17 protein-coding genes, 1 tRNA gene and 1 other RNA gene are annotated in these 17,899 nt (G+C 68.0%); 16 read left to right on the top strand and 3 right to left on the bottom strand.

The annotated features are described in order from the left end of the window. Positions 1-137: 137 nt before the first annotated feature. From A7E77_RS10745 to A7E77_RS10690, 13 genes are all read left to right on the top strand, one after another. A complete protein-coding gene (locus tag A7E77_RS10745; protein ID WP_063687896.1) occupies positions 138-692 on the top strand; it encodes a fasciclin domain-containing protein in 555 nt (184 codons plus the stop codon). Positions 693-853: 161 nt separating this feature from the next. After that, complete coding sequence (gene nusB, locus A7E77_RS10740; protein WP_043060415.1) at positions 854-1,306, top strand: transcription antitermination factor NusB; 453 nt, start codon at positions 854-856, stop codon at positions 1,304-1,306. A gap of 221 nt (positions 1,307-1,527) precedes the next feature. Further along, a complete protein-coding gene (gene thiL / locus A7E77_RS10735; RefSeq protein ID WP_063687895.1) occupies positions 1,528-2,427 on the top strand; it encodes a thiamine-phosphate kinase in 900 nt (299 codons plus the stop codon). 248 nt (positions 2,428-2,675) lie between these two features. Further along, positions 2,676-4,862, top strand: coding sequence for a sodium-translocating pyrophosphatase (locus A7E77_RS10730; RefSeq protein WP_063687893.1), 2,187 nt, complete (start codon positions 2,676-2,678; stop codon positions 4,860-4,862). 204 nt (positions 4,863-5,066) lie between these two features. After that, positions 5,067-6,257 carry a hypothetical protein gene (locus A7E77_RS10725; protein WP_063687891.1) on the top strand — a complete coding sequence of 397 codons (1,191 nt, stop codon included), beginning with the start codon at positions 5,067-5,069 and terminating at the stop codon, positions 6,255-6,257. Positions 6,258-6,321: 64 nt separating this feature from the next. After that, a complete protein-coding gene (locus A7E77_RS10720; protein ID WP_063687889.1) occupies positions 6,322-8,268 on the top strand; it encodes an alpha/beta hydrolase family protein in 1,947 nt (648 codons plus the stop codon). A 149-nt stretch (positions 8,269-8,417) separates the two neighbouring features. After that, entirely contained in the window at positions 8,418-9,848 is a 1,431-nt protein-coding gene (locus tag A7E77_RS10715) for a GGDEF domain-containing protein (protein WP_063687887.1), read from the top strand. A 137-nt stretch (positions 9,849-9,985) separates the two neighbouring features. After that, positions 9,986-11,434: a DNA methyltransferase gene (locus tag A7E77_RS10710; protein ID WP_018250492.1), complete on the top strand. Its 1,449-nt coding sequence runs from the start codon at positions 9,986-9,988 to the stop codon at positions 11,432-11,434. Positions 11,435-11,743: 309 nt separating this feature from the next. Further along, positions 11,744-11,989 (top strand): translation initiation factor IF-1, encoded by a 246-nt coding sequence (infA, locus tag A7E77_RS10705; RefSeq protein WP_017977808.1) that lies wholly within the window; start codon positions 11,744-11,746, stop codon positions 11,987-11,989. A gap of 32 nt (positions 11,990-12,021) precedes the next feature. Then, the gene (locus A7E77_RS10700; protein ID WP_063687885.1) at positions 12,022-12,591 is read left to right on the top strand and encodes a Maf family protein; all 570 of its coding nucleotides are present in this window, start codon (positions 12,022-12,024) and stop codon (positions 12,589-12,591) included. Then, on the top strand, positions 12,584-13,525 hold the full coding sequence (locus A7E77_RS10695; protein ID WP_063687883.1) for a hypothetical protein: 942 nt from the start codon (positions 12,584-12,586) through the stop codon (positions 13,523-13,525). Before A7E77_RS10700 ends, A7E77_RS10695 begins: the two co-directional genes overlap by 8 nt. Continuing rightward, entirely contained in the window at positions 13,522-13,695 is a 174-nt protein-coding gene (locus A7E77_RS17375) for a DNA gyrase inhibitor YacG (RefSeq protein WP_078462273.1), read from the top strand. The genes A7E77_RS10695 and A7E77_RS17375 overlap by 4 nt, the downstream gene beginning before the upstream one ends. A 41-nt stretch (positions 13,696-13,736) precedes the next feature. After that, positions 13,737-13,812, top strand: a tRNA-Phe gene (locus A7E77_RS10690). A gap of 16 nt (positions 13,813-13,828) precedes the next feature. Here the strand turns inward: A7E77_RS10690 and A7E77_RS10685 are convergent. Beyond that, positions 13,829-14,701, bottom strand: coding sequence for a pirin family protein (locus A7E77_RS10685; RefSeq protein WP_063687880.1), 873 nt, complete (start codon positions 14,699-14,701; stop codon positions 13,829-13,831). 96 nt (positions 14,702-14,797) lie between these two features. Beyond that, positions 14,798-15,214: a transfer-messenger RNA gene (gene ssrA / locus A7E77_RS10680) on the bottom strand. Positions 15,215-15,256: 42 nt separating this feature from the next. Here ssrA and A7E77_RS10675 point away from each other — a divergent pair. Next, a complete protein-coding gene (locus A7E77_RS10675) occupies positions 15,257-15,688 on the top strand; it encodes an RrF2 family transcriptional regulator (protein WP_024310459.1) in 432 nt (143 codons plus the stop codon). 152 nt (positions 15,689-15,840) lie between these two features. On the opposite strand, the gene mscL is transcribed toward A7E77_RS10675, so the two are convergent. Continuing rightward, the gene (gene mscL / locus A7E77_RS10670; RefSeq protein WP_063687878.1) at positions 15,841-16,281 is read right to left on the bottom strand and encodes a large conductance mechanosensitive channel protein MscL; all 441 of its coding nucleotides are present in this window, start codon (positions 16,279-16,281) and stop codon (positions 15,841-15,843) included. Between the two features lie 112 nt (positions 16,282-16,393). On the opposite strand from mscL, the gene A7E77_RS10665 reads away from it, so the two are divergent. Both A7E77_RS10665 and A7E77_RS10660 read left to right on the top strand, forming a co-directional pair. Further along, a complete protein-coding gene (locus tag A7E77_RS10665) occupies positions 16,394-16,999 on the top strand; it encodes a LemA family protein (protein WP_063687876.1) in 606 nt (201 codons plus the stop codon). A 5-nt stretch (positions 17,000-17,004) separates the two neighbouring features. Further along, complete coding sequence (locus A7E77_RS10660) at positions 17,005-17,898, top strand: TPM domain-containing protein (RefSeq protein ID WP_063687874.1); 894 nt, start codon at positions 17,005-17,007, stop codon at positions 17,896-17,898. The last annotated feature ends 1 nt before the right edge of the window (position 17,899 follow it).

Here is a 17,899-nt window from a genome sequence, read left to right as displayed (position 1 = left end):
CGCTCCCAGCAACAAAACTTAATATACATCAATTTCAGCTACTTACATTTAAGTTGCTGAAACAACGCATCTTTGTGCCGCGACGGACGTATCTCCGCCGCACCCGCCCCAGGGTGACCAGACAAAGGATGCCTGAGATGACCCGCTTCCAGTTCCGCGGCGCGATCGCCGCCGTCGCCCTGCTCGCCGCCGGTCCGGCGATGTCCGCCGCCAAGAACCCGATGGTCGGCGGCGCCGCGATGTACCCGACCAAGACGATCGTCGAAAACGCCTCGACCGCCAACAACCTGACCACGCTGGTCGCCGCGGTGAAGGCCGCCGGCCTCGTCGACACGCTGTCGGGCCCCGGCCCCTTCACCGTCTTCGCGCCGACCGACGCCGCGTTCAAGAAGCTGCCCGCCGGCACCGTCGACACGCTGGTGAAGCCCGAGAACAAGGCGCAGCTGACCAATATCCTGACCTATCACGTCGTCGCCGGCACGATGACGTCGAAGCAGATCGCCGCCGCGATCAAGGCCGGCGGCGGTAAGGCGACGCTGACCACCGTGCAGGGCGAACCGCTGACCGCGACGATGATGGGCAACCGCATCATGCTCACCGACGCCAAGGGCGGCATGAGCCACGTCAGCACCAAGGACGTGATGCAGTCGAACGGCGTCGTCCACGTCATCGACACCGTGTTGATGCCCTGAGTGGGCTTCGGTGCCGGCCCGCTCCCCCTCCCGGCCACCCACATCGTATCCTGACGGGTGGCCGGGAGGGGGAGCGGGCCGGCACCGCCTTCGGAACGTGCTCTACCGCACGTTCCGCAAAGGGGTGACGGACGCCCCGCACGCCACTACATGCCCGCACGATGTCCCGTACCACCAACCGTACCCAGGCGCGCGCCGCCGCCCGTCTCGCCGCCGTCCAGGCGCTCTACCAGCATGAGATGGAGGGCACGCCGGTGCCCGCATTGCTCCACGAATTCCACAACCACCGCCTCGGCGCGACGATCGAGGACGCGGAATATGCCGAAGCCGACGTCGATTTCTTCGACGATCTGGTCAAGGGCACCACCGCGCGCGCGGGCGAGATCGACCTCGCGATCGAAAAGAAGCTCGCCAGCGGCTGGACGCTCGCCCGCCTCGACAAGCCGATGAAGGCGCTGCTGCGCGCCGGCACCTACGAACTGATGGCGCGCAAGGACGTGCCGGTCGGCGCGACGATCAGCGAATATGTCGATGTCGCCCACGCCTTTTACGAACGCCGCGAATCGGGCTTCGTCAACGGCCTGCTCGACGCCATCGCCAAGGACGTCCGCTAACCCAAAAGTCCTCCCCCACATCAGCGGGGGAGGGGGACCGCTAACCCAAGTCCTCCCCCGCCAGGGGGAGGTGGCACCGCGCAGCGGTGACGGAGGGGGAGGACACGGCAAGCCCGATCATCGCGTCGCGCCGCCGCCCTCCCCCTCCACCCTTCGGCTGACGCCGAACGGTCCCCCTCCCCCTTGCGGGGGAGGACCGATGCAGGCTCTTTCTTCCGCGTATGACCGAAGCCGACTTCCTCGCCGCCCTGCGCATCCTCCCGCTCCACCCCGCCGCGCGCGGGCTGCGCGACGACAGCGCCCGCCTGACGCGCGCACCCCTCGTCGTCACCACCGACACCTTGGTCGAGGGCGTCCACTTCCTCCCCACCGACACCCCCCAGGACGTCGCGTGGAAGCTCGTCGCGACCAACCTGTCCGACATCGCCGGCAAGGGCGGCAAGCCCGACGGCATCCTTCTGAACTACCCGCTCACCGACGACGCGTGGGACCGCGCCTTCCTCGAAGGCCTCGCCGACGTGCTAACCGCCTGCGACGCGCAGATCCTCGGCGGCGACACCGTCCGCCTACCGACCGGCGCGCCGCGTGTTCTCACCGTCACTGCCTTCGGCTGCGACACCCCCGCCCCTCCGCGCGGCGGCGCCGGCGAGAATGACGCGCTCTGGATAACGGGCACGATCGGCGACGCCGGCGCCGGCCTCGCCATCGCGCAAGGCCAGCCCGGCCCCGCCGCCCTCGCCGCCCGCTACCGCCGCCCGACGCCGCGCCTCGCGGAAGGCCGCATCCTCGCGCGCCTCGCGCATGCGATGATGGACGTCAGCGATGGCCTGCTCATCGACGCCACACGCATGGGCGCGGCGAGCAACCTCGCCGTCATCCTCGACCTCGCCGCCGTTCCGCTGTCGCCCGCCTACATCGCCCACGCCGGCGAAGACCGCGCCGCCCGCCTGACGGCCGCCAGCGCCGGCGACGACTACGAACTCCTCTTCGCCATGCCCGCCAACGTCGTGCCCCCCGTGGACGCTACCCACATCGGCCGCTTCGCCAGAGGCGAAGGCCTACACCTGTTCGACGGCGGAGAACCAATCCCCCTCCCCGACCGCTTGGGCTTCCAACACTAACACCCCCAAAAAATACCGTCATTCCCGCGCAGGCGGGAATCCATAACCTCTGACCTTCCGGCTCAAGCGAGACCTGCGCGTCTGGATTCCCGCCTACGCGGGAATGACGAAGGAAGGGGGCAGGCCCCCCCCACCCACCGCAACCCACAACCGCTTGCACTCCCCCCGTCCCCGCCATAGCCTCACCCGCAGCGCGCCAGACCGGGGGACATCGGCCGGCGACGTCAACAGGAGAAGGATTTGCGCGAATGACCACGGTCGCCCTCGCCATCCTCTGCGGCGTCATCGCCGTGGTCTATGGCTTCGTCACCAGCCAACAGGTGCTCCGCGCCTCTCCGGGCGACGCCCGGATGCAGGACATCGCCGCCGCCATCCAGGAAGGCGCCAAGGCCTATCTCGGCCGCCAGTACACCACCATCGCGATCGTCGGCGTCATCGTCGCCGCGATCCTGTTCCTGACGCTCAACGCGGTCTCCACCATCGGCTTTGTCGTCGGCGCGGTGCTGTCGGGCGTCGCGGGCTATGTCGGCATGAACATCTCGGTGCGCGCCAACGTCCGCACCGCCGAAGCCGCGCGCACCTCGCTGCAGGGCGGCCTCACCATGGCGTTCCGCTCGGGCGCGGTCACGGGCATGCTCGTCGCGGGGCTCGGCCTGCTCGCGATCAGCACCTTCTTCTGGTATCTCACCGGCCCCGCCGGCCACGCCCCCAATGACCGCGTCATCGTCGAGGCGCTGACCGCGCTCGCGTTCGGCGCATCGCTCATCTCGATCTTCGCGCGCCTCGGCGGCGGCATCTTCACCAAGGCGGCGGACGTCGGCGCCGACCTCGTCGGCAAGGTCGAGGCCGGCATTCCGGAGGACGATCCCCGCAACCCCGCAGTCATCGCCGACAACGTGGGCGACAACGTCGGCGACTGCGCCGGCATGGCCGCCGATCTGTTCGAGACGTACGTCGTCACGCTGGGCGTCACGATGATCTCGATCGCCCTCCTGATCCGCGCCGACGCCGCGGAACTGATGCGCCTGATGAGCCTACCGCTCATCGTCGGCGGCGTGTGCATCGTCACCTCGATCATCGGCACGTACATGGTCCGCCTTGGCCCAGTGAGAAACGGCAAGGGCGGCACGATCATGGGCGCGCTCTACAAGGGCTTCTGGACCAGCGCTTTGCTGTCGATCCCGGCCATCTACCTCGCCGCCAAATACGTCCTCGGCGACCTCAACCGCACGATCGGCAGCGCCGGCTTCCTCGACGCGGTGTCGGACGACCTCACCACCGGCTTCGACGCCCCCCGCGCCGCCGCCGCGACCGCGCAGGCGTTCACCGGCATGGATCTGTTCTGGTGCATGGTCATCGGCCTCGCCGTCACCGGCCTGATCGTCTGGATCACCGAATATTACACCGGCACCAACTATCGCCCGGTAAAATCGATCGCCGCCGCCAGCCAGACCGGCCACGGCACCAACGTGATCCAGGGCCTCGCGATCAGCCTGGAGGCGACCGCGCTGCCGACGATCGTCATCGTCGTCGCGGTCATCGCCACCTACCAGCTCGCCGGCATCATCGGCATCGCCTTCGCCGCCACCGCGATGCTCGCGCTCGCCGGCATGGTCGTGGCGCTGGACGCCTATGGCCCCGTCACCGACAACGCCGGCGGCATCGCCGAGATGGCGGGTCTGCCCGACGACGTCCGCACCCGCACCGACGCGCTCGACGCGGTGGGCAACACCACCAAGGCGGTGACGAAGGGCTATGCGATCGGCTCGGCGGGCCTCGCCGCGCTCGTCCTATTCGGCGCCTATACCACCGACCTCGCCACCTACTTCCCCGAGGTGAGCGTCGATTTCAGCCTGTCCAACCCCTACGTCATCGTCGGGCTGCTGCTCGGCGCGCTGCTCCCCTATCTGTTCGGCGCGTTCGGCATGACCGCGGTCGGCCGCGCGGCGGGCGCCGTGGTGGAGGAAGTCCGCGGCCAGTTCCGCGACAATCCCGGCATCATGGAAGGCACCAGCCGCCCGAACTACGGTCGCACCGTCGACCTCGTCACCCGCGCCGCGATCAAAGAAATGATCGTCCCCAGCCTGCTCCCCGTCCTCTCACCGGTCGCGCTCTACTTCATCATCCGTACCGTCGCGGGCCAGGCGCAGGGCTTCGCATCGCTGGGCGCGATGCTGCTCGGCGTCATCGTCTCCGGCCTGTTCGTCGCCTTGTCGATGACCAGCGGCGGCGGCGCCTGGGACAATGCCAAAAAGTATATCGAAGACGGCAATTACGGCGGCAAAGGCTCCGAAGCCCACAAGGCCGCCGTCACGGGCGACACCGTCGGCGATCCGTACAAGGACACCGCCGGCCCCGCGGTCAACCCGATGATCAAGATCACGAATATCGTGGCTTTGCTGCTGCTGGCAGCCTTGGCTGGCGGCGGAGGCTGAGGCAGAGCCTCAGCAAGCGCGACCGGCCGGCGGACGGGCGCGTAAAGGCGCCCGATCCGTCCGACGTCACGGGGAGTGGAGGTGAACGATGCCCCGCATCGTTCACCTCCACTCCCCGTGACGTCCGCCCGCGTCCCGCCACCAATTGACGGCCACATCGGCCCTGTTACCCTCCCGAAACTACCCGGGGGAGTTCATCACGCCATGGTCCATCGCCGCGCCCTCACGCTCGCCCTCGTCCTGGCCGCCACCCCCGCCCACACCGCCCCGAAGTCGGGCGCGGTCACCCTGCTACCACCCTACGAAACCGCGACGCCGAAGGCAGGATCGCTCGCCGATATCCGGCTCAAATCGCTCGCCCGCATCGATCCCGCCCATCCTCTGGCCGGCGACCCCAATCTGCAAACGTTCAGCCTGTTCGGCCGCGAAGACCTGATCGCCGCAAGCAGCGACGATTATCGCCCCACCCATTGCGCCCCCGCCAAGGACACTACCGATCCGCTGACGGCGATCATCCAGGCCGCGCGCAAGACATCGATCGTCATCATCAACGAAAGCCACGAACGCTCCGAGCATCGCGGCTTCACGACGGCGCTGCTCGCCCCCTTGCATGCCGAGGGCTATACGACGCTGGCGCTGGAGGCTCTCGCCCATCCGGAGCCGGATACGCCGAAGCAGTATCTGCCGTCCTTCCAGCGCGATCCCGGCTTGCCTTATCTCGAGGACGAGGACGGCTTTTACCTGGGCGAAGCCGCCTTCGGCCGGCTGGGCCGCACGGCGAAGCGGCTGGGCTACGCGCTCGTCCCCTATGAAGCGCATTACGATCCCGCCACCGCCAAACTCTCCCAAAAGGAACGGATTGGCATCCGCGAGGAAGGGCAGGCGAACACCCTCGCCGCCTGGGTCGCCGCGCATCCCGGCGCCAAGCTGCTCGTCCACGTCGGCTATCACCATGCCATCGAAGTCCCCACCGCCGACGGCCTGCGCTGGATGGCGACGCGGCTCAAGGCCAAGACCGGGATCGATCCGCTCACCATCTCGCAGACCACCTGCCACGGCGGCGGTAGCACCACCCGCCTCGCCGCCTTGCCCGCCGACGAACCGCCCGGCACCTTCGACCTCGTCGTCGATCACCCCACCGCCCGCTTCGTCCGCGGTCGCCCGGCGTGGCGGATCGCCGCCGGCGACACGCCCGTCAGCATCCCCGCCCAGCTCCGCCCCACCACGGGCTGGCGCGTCATCGAAGCCCGCCCCGACGGCGAACCGCCCGCCTCCGTCCCAATGGACCGCGTCGCGATCCGGCCTGGCGAAGACATCGCCCTAATGCTGCCCCCCGGCCGCTACCGGCTCCGCGTGCTCGACGTCGCCTACACGCCCGCGCCCGACGCGGATTGACGCCACACTAACCTGCGTTAGTCTTTCGTCACTGGCCTTGGGGAAGGCCGCCGGGGGGATTTCCATGCTTCGTACCTGCGCGCTGTCGCTCGCCACCGCTCTGTTCGCGACCACCGCCACCGCGCAGACGCCGCCCGCCACCACGCCCGCCGCCCCACCCGCCGCAGACGCCCCCATTCCCGCCGCGGTCTTCGCCCAGCTGCCTAGGTTCGAATCCCCCCGCCTGTCGCCCGACGGCACGCGCATCGCGGCGAAGATGGCGATCGACGGCGTCCAGAGCCTCGTCGTCATGCCGCTGTTCGACGGCAAACCCGCCGCGCTGAAGGTCGGCGAGAATATGGACATCAACTGGTGGCGCTGGGTGGGCGATAAGTGGCTCGTCGCCGGCATCGGCAGCCAGTCGCATCTCGACGGGGACGACATCTACATCACCCGCATGGTCGGCCTCAGCGCCGATCTGAAGACGCTCAACCGCATCGACTGGAGCAATTCGGGCATCCGCGCCGACGACCTGCTCTGGTCGGCCAAGGACGGCAGCCCGCGCATCCTGTTCGCACGCTCGACCGGGATCGATACGATGGCGGACATCTATCCGTCCGTGTGGGACGCCGACGTCTCGACCGGCAAGGTCCGTCGCGTCGCCGCCAGCCAGCCCGACGTATGGGACTGGTATGCCGATGGCGCGGGCACACTGCGCATGGGCATCCGCTACATCGACGATACCGGCCGCGGCGCGCTGCTGTATCGCGGCTCCAACGCCGAATCCTTCCGCACCATCGCGCGCAGCGATTCGCGCAAAGAGCAGAGCTTCATCGTCCCCACCACCTTCCGCGCCGACGGCACCGCGCTTGCGACCAGCGACAGCGGCGGCCGCGACGCGCTGTACGAGGTCTCGCTGCCCGACTTGAAGCTCGGCAAGAAGGTGTATGACCACCCCGGCTACGACATCGACGGCGTCGTCGAAAACCGCGACGGCAACGACGTGCTGGGGATCAGCGTCACCGACACGTTCGACCATATCGTCTGGCTCGATCCCGCTCTGAAGCGAATCCAGGCCGCCGCCGACGCCGCGGTGGGCAATCGCCGCGCACGCATCGTCTCGCGCAGCGCCAGCGGTTCGCAGATGCTGGTCGAGGTCGGCAGCCCGTCGCAGGCCGGCGCGCTCTATTACTGGGATCTCGGCAGCGACCGCATGCAGCGCTACGCCTTCCAGAACGACACGCTCGCCGGCCGCAGCCTGTCGCCGGTCAAAACCGTCCATTATACCGCGCGCGACGGCACGGCGATCGAGGCGATCCTGACGCTCCCCCGCCATCGCCCGAACGCGAAGAACCTGCCGTTGGTCGTCCTGCCCCACGGCGGCCCGATCGCGCGCGACAGCGAAGGCTGGGACTGGTGGGTCCAGTATCTCGCCGAACAGGGCTATGCCGTCATTCAGCCCAATTACCGCGGCTCGTCCGGCTATGGCACCGCCTTCGTCAAGGCGGGCGAAGGCGAATGGGGCCTCAAGATGCAGGACGACCTCAACGATGCGATCACCTTTCTGGCGAAGGAGGGCATCGCCGATCCCAAGCGCGTCTGCATCGCCGGCGCATCCTATGGCGGCTATGCCGCGCTCCGCGCCGCGCAGCGCGACGGCGCGCTCTATCGCTGCGCCATCTCCTATGCCGGCGTATCGGACCTTGCCGGCATCAAGAAATACGACGCGCAATTCCTCAACGGCAAGACGCTGGGCCGCTACTGGACCAAGCGCGCGACCGACCTGCACGCCGTCTCCCCCCGCTTCGGCGCCGATCAGGTAACCATCCCCGTCCTGCTGCTGCACGGCAAGGCCGACAAGCGCGTGCCGGTCAAGCAATCCCGCCAGATGGCCGATGCGCTGAAATCCGCCGGCAAGCCCTATCAATATATCGAGCAGCCGCTGGGCGATCACCACTTCACCCGCAGCCAGGACCGGCTGGAATTCCTCACCGCAATGGGCGCGTTCCTGGCGAAGTATAATCCGGCGTGAGGGCGATTGCCGCACCCGGCCATCCCCCCGCGTGTGACGAGGGCCGATTAACCCACGGCGGGTGATTTGTCGTCGTCTTCCCACGGCTTCGCTCACGCGACGCGGCGAACATTAACCCCGTTTTGACTGATCTCGATCAATTTGGGTGGATGGGAGAGACAGTCCGCACCACGCGCCCATCGGGAACGCCATCCGGCATCATCTGGCTGGTCGCGGCATCGCTCTATTTCCTGTGCGCCGCCTCGACCATCCACCTCACCAGCGACGGCCGCACGATCGCGACGGTATGGCCGGCCAATGCCGTCCTCGTCGCGCTGCTGCTGCTCGATCGGCGCCCGCGCTGGTGGACGGTGCTCAGCGCCGGCCTCGTCGGCAATGTCGCCGCCAACTGGCTGACGCGGGGCAGCATCGCCGGCCCGCTGCTCTATGCTGCCGCGAACGGACTAGAGGTGGTGGTTGCCACGATCCTCATCCGCCGCGGCTCGGGATCGATCGACCTGCTCCGCTCCACCGGCGCGCTGCTGCGCTTCATCCTTGCCGCCGGCCTGATCGCGCCCGCGCTCAGCGGCGCGGCGGGCGCCGCCACCGCGACCCTCGTCTACGACCAGGCGTTCGTCTCCTCGTTCAAGACGTGGTTCCTCAGCGACGGCCTCGGCCTGCTCGTCTTCACGCCGGTGTTCATGGCCATCCTCGGCGGCCAGCTGACCGACTGTATCCGCAGCAAGTCGCCGATGCAGCGGCTGGAATCGCTCGCCTATCTCGGGCTGGTCGTCGCCACCGCCTATCTCGTCTTCTACGTGGCGGTGCTGCCCGCGCTGTTCCTGCTGTACGCGCCGGTCATGCTCGTCACCTTCCGCGTCGGGCCGCTCGGCACCAAGATGGCGGTCATGGCCATTGCCGTGATCGGCGCGTGCGCCACCGCGTCGGGCCATGGTCCGGTCGTGATGACGACCGGCGACCCGGTGCTCCAGGCGCATCTGTTCCAGTCCTTCCTCGCCATCATGCTGATCACCTGCCTGCCCGTCGCGGCGGAGATTGCCGCGCGCACCCGCCTGTCGCGCAAGCTGGAGGAACAGGCCGCCGAAGCGCATGCCGAGGCGATCACCGACACGCTCACCGGGCTGCTCAACCGCCGCGGCTTCGAACGCCGCGCCGGCGCGCTGCTCGATCGCGCCGCTTCGCCCTTGTGTTGCGTCGCGATCGACATCGATCACTTCAAGGGCATCAACGATTCCTGGGGCCATCCCTTCGGCGATCACGTGCTGCGCCACCTCGCCGCGACGCTGCGCGCCAACACCCGTCCCGACGATCTGATCGGCCGGCTGGGCGGCGACGAATTCGTGATGATCCTGCAGGTCGGCGATCACGACACGGGCGAGGCGATCTGCACGCGCATCCAGGCCGCATTGCGCCAGCAGCCGATCGCCGCCGACGCCGCGACGCACGTCCTGCTCAGCATCAGCTGCGGCATCGCCGGCATCACGCCCCCCGATCGCCTGCGCGACGTCATCGCCCGTGCCGACGATGCGCTGTACCGGGCGAAGGCCGGCGGGCGTAACGGCTTCCGCTCGGCGGGGTGATCGGGGCGGGCCTGCCGACGCCAACCATCCGCTTTGGATGAATCGATCGGGAACAGGCCCGCAACATCGGATGCGTCGCAGCCGATCCGGATCAAACGTCATGCCACGCTCGCCGCTGCCCCCCGCACAGTCCGGCAATGCGGAACAGACCCCTCAATCACCTCTACTATGGCGATAATCTGGACGTACTGCGCGACCATATCGCCGATGCCAGCGTCGATCTGATCTATCTCGACCCGCCCTACAATTCGAACGCCAACTACAACATCCTGTTCAAGTCGCCGACCGGCGCCGGCGCGGATGCCCAGATCGAGGCGTTCGAAGACACGTGGCACTGGAACGACACGGCGGAGGACGCCTTCGACCAGGTCTGCAAGAGCGGCAACACGCGCGCGTTCGAACTGCTCCGCGCGATGCGCGCGTTCCTCGGCGAAAACGACATGATGGCCTATCTCGCCATGATGGCGATCCGCCTGGTCGAACTGCATCGCAAGCTCAAACCGACCGGCAGCCTGTTCCTCCACTGCGATCCGACCGCCAGCCATTATCTCAAGCTGCTGCTCGACGCGGTGTTCGGCGCCCAGCGCTACCGCAACGAAATCGTCTGGTGCTACACCGGACCGGGGTCGCCCGGCATGCGGCAGTTCATGCGCAAGCACGACACGATCTTCTGGTTCAACAAGGGCGACACCTGGACCTTCAACGCCGACGCCGTCCGCGTCGAACACAGCGCCAAGACGCGCGAAAACTATAAACCCGGCCTCGTCGGATCGGGCTTCGTCGGCGCCGATCACCTGATCCACGCCAAGGGCAAGGTGCCGGAGGATTACTGGAACTTCGCCATCGCGCCGCGGGGCAAGGAATATCTCGGCTACCCCACGCAAAAGCCGATCAAATTGCTCGAACGCATCGTCGCCGCCTCGTCCAACGAAGGCGACGTCGTGCTCGACCCCTTCTGCGGCTGCGGCACCGCGGTCCATGCCGCGCAGAAGCTCGGCCGGCACTGGATCGGGATCGACGTCACCCATCTCGCCATTTCGCTGATCGAACGGCGCATGCAGGCCGCCTTCCCGGATGCCAGCTTCACGGTAGAGGGCACGCCCAAGGACCTCGCCTCCGCCACCGATCTCGCCAGGCGCGACAAATATCAGTTCCAATGGTGGGCAGTGTCGATGGTCGATGCCGTGCCCTATGGCGGCAAGAAGAAGGGCGCGGACGGCGGCGTCGATGGCCTGCTCTATTTCAAGCCGGACGGCAAACGCACCGAAAAGGCGATCGTCTCGGTCAAGGGCGGGGACCATGTCGGCGTCGGCATGATCCGCGACCTGCATTCGGCGATGGTCCGCGAAAACGCGCCGATCGGCGTCTTCGTCACGCTCGCCACGCCGACCGGGCCGATGCTGAAGGCGGCGGCGGCGGTCGGCCGCTTCGAGGACGGATTCAAGCGTACATATCCGCGGCTTCAAATCCTGACGGTCGCCGATCTGTTCGCCGGGCGAAAGCCCGATCTGCCCTATCCCGATCCCAACCTCGCCTTCCGCAAGGCAGCCCGCGAAGACACGGGCCGGCAGGACCGGCTGCTCTGATCCGATCTTTCCCCTGTCCTACAGCCCCCGAATATGCATCATCCCGCAATCGCTCTTTGACCCGTCCGACCCCACCCCCCGCGCTCCCCGTGCATGAGGGGGTCTCCGGCACATGACGTACCGTCCACTTCGTCCACTTCCGAGGGGGCCGGCCGGCTTGCGAATCGCCCCCGCCGCCCCCATCTCGCATCCCGCAAGGTCTTGCGACGCGCCGCCCCCTGTTGGACCGGCGCCGCCCGTCCGCCTTGCTTCCCTTTTTCGGCGACTTGCGCTAAGGGCGCGCCCGAACACGCGAACAGAGGTTGATTTTTGGCCAAGGAAGAACTGCTCGAGATGCGCGGCCGCGTGGTGGAATTGCTCCCCAACGCGATGTTCCGTGTACAGCTCGAAAACGACCACGAAATTCTCGGCCATACCGCCGGCAAGATGCGCAAGAACCGCATCCGCGTGCTGGTTGGTGACGAGGTGCTGGTCGAACTGACCCCCTACGACCTGACCAAGGGGCGGATCACCTACCGCTTCATGCCCGGCCGCGGCGGCCCCGGCCCGCAATAAGCGGCGGCGGCACCCGCGTGCCGCCCGACCTTATGCCACTGGTTCTCGCCTCTTCCTCGCCGCGCCGGCGCGATCTGCTGGCGCGTCTCGGCGTCGTGCCTGATCGCATCGCCGCGCCCGCGATCGACGAAACCCCGCGCCTCCGCGAATTGCCCCGCGTCTATGCGCAGCGCCTCGCCGTTGAAAAAGCGCTGGCGGTGGAGCGCGCACCGAACGAGACGGTCATCGCCGGCGACACCACGATCGCGCTCGGCCGCGCGATCCTGCCGCCCGCCGAGACCGAGGCGATCCAGCGCGACCTGCTGCTCCGCCTCTCCGGCCGCCGCCACCATGCGCTCTCGGCGATCTGCGTGATCGGCCCCGACGGCACGCAGCGCACGCGCCTGTCCGACACGATCGTCGCCTTCCGCCCGCTCTCCCCCGCCGAAATCGATGCCTATATCGCGTGCGGCGAAGGCCTTGGAAAAGCCGGCGGTTACGCCATCCAGGGCCGCGCCGAAGCCTTCGTCCGCTTCCTCCACGGCAGCCATTCGGGCGTCATCGGCCTGCCGCTCACCGAAACCCGCGCCCTCCTCCGCGCCGCCGGGCTCCCCCTTGCCTGAATGGGTCTATGAAGCCGGCATCGGCGAAGCCCGCGCCGCACTCATCGAGGACGATCGCATCGTCGAAGCCGCGATCGAACTGCCGAACACGCTCCGCCTCGGCACCATCGCCAGGGCCCAGCTGGTCGAACTGACCGCCGGCGGCATGGGCCGCCTGTCGATCGCCGGCGACGACGCGGTCCTCCCCCGCATTCCCAAAGGGCTGACCAAGGGCGCGAGCCTGACCGTCGAGATCGTCCGCGAAGCCATCCCCGAACCCGGCCGCCCCAAGCCGCCCCGCGCCGTGGCGACCGACGCTAGGCCCGCCGACGGCCCGGACCTGCTCGCCCGCCTCCACGCCACCGGCCATCCCGTCCGCACGCTCCGCCCCCACGAACCCGACGCGCTGGAAGCGGCCGGCTGGTCCGAATTGCTCGAAGAAGCGATGGACGGCGCGATCGCCTTCCCGCTCGGTGCGCTACGCCTGTCGCCTACCCCGGCGATGACGCTGTTCGACGTCGACGGGCCGCCCCCGCTCGAACCGCTCGCCGTCGCCGCGGCCAAGGCGGTCGCCGCGGCGATCCGCCGTCACGGCATCGGCGGCTCGATCGGCATCGATTTTCCGACGCTGGAGGGCAAGGCCGCGCGACAGGCGGTCGCCGAAGCGCTCGACGCCGCGCTGATGCCGCCGTTCGAACGCACCGCGGTCAACGGCTTCGGCTTCCTGCAGATCGTCCGTCCTCGCCCCCGCGCCTCGCTGCCCGAACTGCTGCGCACCGATCCGGTCGGCGCCGCGACGCGGGCGCTGCTGCGCCGGCTGGAGCGCGAGCCCCCCGGCAGCCCGCTGCATCACCGCCTGCCCGCCCCCATCCACGCCCGCCTCGTCAGCCGCCCCGACTGGCTGGCCGAGCTTGCACGCCGCACCGGCGTTACCCATCTGTTCGACAGCCTATGACCGCCACGACCTGCCCGATCTGCGACAAAGCCGTCGACCCGCTCCACACGCCCTTCTGCTCGCGCGGCTGCCGCGATCGCGACCTGCTGCAATGGCTGGGCGAAGGATATCGCATCCCGGTGAAAAATGATGCGCATGAGGGGCTGGACAGCACCGGCGGGGACCATTAGAGGCGCCACTTCCGAACGCGAAGCCTTCGCGTGACGGCCCTGCCCGGGTAGCTCAGTTGGTAGAGCATGCGACTGAAAATCGCAGTGTCGGCGGTTCGAATCCGTCCCCGGGCACCACTTCCAAGCGCAATGATCACACCGCCGGTAGCGGCCCCGTGCCGTTGAACAGCCCCGCCTGATAGTCGCGGATCGCCTGGCCGATTTCGTCGCGCGTGTTCATCACGAACGGCCCATGCGCCACCACCGGCTCGTCGATCGGATCGGCATGGCCGTACAGTAGCACGGCATCGTCGCTCGCGGTCAGCTCCACCGAATCACCGTCGTCGCGCAACGTCGCCAGATGCCAGTGCGGCACGCTCCGCCCGCCGATCGCCACGGTGCCGGCAACGACATACAGGAACACAGACCGTCCCTTCGGCGCCGGCAGCGTCACCGCCGCACCGCTACGCAACCGCACGGTCGACAGCATCACGCCGGTCAGCGATCGGATCGGTCCCTCCACGTCGCCGAACCGCCCCGACACCAATGCCACGCTGCCCGCATCGTCCGGCAGCGGCACCACAGGAATCGCATCCGCCTGCAAGCCGGTATAGGCCGGCGCGGTCATCTTCAGCCGGCCGGGCAGGTTTACCCACAATTGCAGGATCTCCATCGGCCCGCCGTCGCGCTTGAACGCGGGCGGCGAGATTTCGGCATGGATCAGCCCCGACCCCGCCGTCATCCACTGCACGCCGCCCGCCTCGATGATGCTGGCATGGCCGCCGGTGTCGTGATGCGCCAGGCTGCCGTCGAGGATGAACGTCACCGTCTCGAACCCGCGATGCGGGTGCGGCCCGAACGGCAGGCCGTTGTTGCCGGGGCGATACGTCTGCGGGCCATGATGGTTGAGGAACAGGAACGGATCGACCTGCTCCAGCCCCGGCCCCGGCACTGGCCGCCGCGTGACCAGATCGCCGATATCGTCGCGATGGGCGGGGTGGATGGCGGCAAGCGTGCGGGCGGTCATGCGAAAGGCTCCTTCCCGCCCAAGATGGCGGCAACGCCGCGCAGCGACAACGCCCGCAGCGGGAACGCTGCGTTTCGTACGACCATCGCTAGGGACAGTGGGGAGCTTCTGTTGCCCGGTGCTCCCCGTACCGCTGGAATCCCCTTCTGTTGCCCGGTGGGGTCCAACCGCGCTATTTTGGAGTAACCTTAGGCCGTGAGGCCCTCAGTTACGCCGCAATCGCGAGTGCTTCGTTATCGTTGGCACTTGTGTAATGGGCCGTTGCGGTGGTCCCATTCCGAGCGAAAGACAGCGCTTTTCAACACACGTCGATCCTAGTTCGGCCCCGTCATCGATGCTGTGCCGATCACCAGCACGCATGAAGCGTGCCGCCGAGCGGCTCAGCGTCGGTGGTGGAGCCGCCGGGTACTGCCCCCGGGTCCGCTGCGCCTATTTAACGCCACCGTTTATCGCCATAGCCGGCTGGAAGCCGGCCCGGTCGATATAGGGGCAGCGTCACGTCCCTGCAATCCACGCCTTTCGTTAGCCACAATATCCGGCCATAGCGGCGCCATCATGTTGACCCAGCGTTCCCGTTACGCGTTGCGCGCGATGCTGTTTCTCGCCGAAGCACCCGCCGCCAGCCCGCCGATCCCGATGGGCAAGATCGCCGTCGCCGCCAACGTGCCGCGCAAGTTCCTGGAACTGATCCTCGCCGATCTGCGCGATGCCGGCTTCATCCAGAGCACGCGCGGCAAGATGGGCGGCTACGTCCTCGCCCGGCCCGCGCACCTCATTTCGCTGGGCGACGTGATCCGCGTGATCGAAGGGCCGCTCGCGCTCGTCCCCTGCGTCAGCCGCACCGCCTACCGTCCGTGCAAGGATTGCAAGAGCGAGGCCGATTGCGCGATCCGCCACGCGATGATGCGCGTCCGCGACGAAACCGCCCGCATCCTCGACGGCACCAGCCTCGCCGATGCCACCGCCGACCAACTTGTCGCGGCGTAAGGGCACCCCCTATTCCTCCCCCGCCAGGGGGAGGTGGCAGCGAAGCTGACGGAGGGGGAGGTCAACGACTCCCGTCGCGCTTGCGGCAACGCCCCCTCCACCATGCGCTCCGCGAACGGTCCCCCTCCCCCGCCAAAGCGAGGGAGGATCCATCACACCCGCGGCCGCGCCTTCAGTTCGTCGCGAATCTCGCGCAGCAGCGCGACGTCGGCCGGCTCGGGCGCCGGGGCGGCGGGCGCCTCGGGCTTGGCGATCACGCGGTTAACGCTGCGCACCAGCAGGAAAATGATGAAGGCGAGGATCAGGAAGTTCGCCGCCTGCGTCACGAACTCGCCATAGCCCAGCAGCGGCACGCCCGCCTTCTTCAGCGCGGCATAATCGGTCGGCGATCCGGAATAGGTCGCGGGGATCGCGCCCAACCGAATGAAATAGCTCGAAAAATCCAACCCGCCGAAGATCTTGCCCACCACCGGCATGATGATGTCTTCGGTCAGCGACGTCACGATCTTGCCGAATGCGGCACCGATGATGACCGCCACCGCCAGGTCCAGCACGTTGCCTCGCGCTATGAAGGTCCTGAATTCCTTGAACATGTTCGCGTCCTCCCCGTTGTTCAGGCGTCGGGCGAAAGGGTAGGCTGCGATTACCCCTTCGCCAAGCCCGCACGCTGTCCTATATGGATAGGACAGATACGCTCTCAGGAGGATGTTCATGTCGTCGCTTCGTCCCGTTGCCGCCTTCGCGCTGGCTGCCACCGCGAGCCTGTCGCTCGCCGGATGCGGGATCAATTCCGTGCCGACGGCCGAGGAAAACGCCAAGGCGCGCTGGGCCGACGTCCAGAACCAGTATCAGCGCCGCGCCGACCTGATCCCCAACCTCGTCGCGACGGTGAAGGCCGCGGGCGCGCAGGAAAAGGACATTCTGGTGCAGGTGACGCAGGCCCGCGCCGGCGCCAACCAGGTGAAATTGTCGGGTGACCAGCTGACCGATCCGGCCAAGATGCAGGCGTTCGAACGCGCGCAGGGCGCCGTCACGCTGTCGCTCCAGCGCTTGCAGGAGGCGTACCCCGAGCTGAAGAGCCAGAGCAACTACACCACGCTGATGAGCCAGCTGGAAGGCACCGAGAACCGCATCACCATCGCGCGCAGTGATTACAACAATGCGGTAAAGGACTATAACACTCGAATTCGCACCTTCCCCGACGCGGTCGGCGCGAAGATCTTCTACGGCGCCAAGCCGCTCACCCCCTTCGCGGCGACGACGCCGGGGGCGGATCAGGCCCCGACCGTCAACTTCGGGAATGCGAGCTGACGGCGATGCGCCTCTTTGAGCGGGCGGCGATCGTGTGGCGGGCAGCCTTGCTGCTGCTCGCCGCGAGCCTGATGCTCGCGCCCGCGACCGCGCAGACCTTCCCCAAGTTCACCGGCCTCGTCGTCGACGCCGCGAACGTGCTGCCGCCGGAGACGAAGGCCGCGCTGACGCAGAAGCTGGAGGCGTTGCAGAAGGACACCAAGCGCCAGCTGGTCGTCGCGACGATCCCCGATCTGCAGGGCGATACGATCGAGGATTACGGCTACAAGCTCGGCCGGAGCTGGGGCGTGGGCCTGCGTGACGTCAACAACGGCGCGATCCTCATCGTCGCGCCCAACCAGCGCAAGGTCCGCATCGAAGTCGGCCGCGGGCTGGAGCCGTTCATCACCGATGCTTTGTCCAGCGTCATCATCAATCAGGACGTCATTCCCCGTTTCAAGGCGGGTGACATGCCGGGTGGCATCACCGCCGGCGTCGACGCCCTCGCCCAGCAACTCCGCGCCTCACCCGAAGAACAGCAGGCCCGGCTCGATGCGGCGGCGAAGCAGTTCGACCAGATCCACCAGCGCTCCGCCGAACGCCGCAGCGGCGGTGGCGGCGTGCCGTTCGGCCTGATCATCTGGGCGGTCATCCTGTTGTTCGTCCTCGTGCCGCTGATCATCGGTCGCCGGCGCAGCGCAGGGCCGTGGGGTCGCCGCTATGACGATGGCGGCGGCAGCGCGTTGCCCATCGTCCTGTGGGGCATCGCGAACGAGATCGGCCGCTCGTCCGGCGATCGTGGCGGCGGTTGGGGCGGCGGCGGCGCGTCGGGCGGCAGCGACGGCAGCTGGGGTGGCGGTGGCTTCACCGGCGGCGGCGGCGGCGATTTCGGGGGCGGCGGCGCCTCGGGGGATTGGTGAC

Origin of the sequence: Sphingomonas sp. NIC1 (assembly GCF_001638925.1) — a bacterium.
Lineage (GTDB): Bacteria > Pseudomonadota > Alphaproteobacteria > Sphingomonadales > Sphingomonadaceae > Sphingomonas > Sphingomonas aquatilis.
The sequence above is the reverse complement of the archived record's forward strand: the minus strand, read 5'-3'. Positions and strand labels throughout refer to the sequence as shown.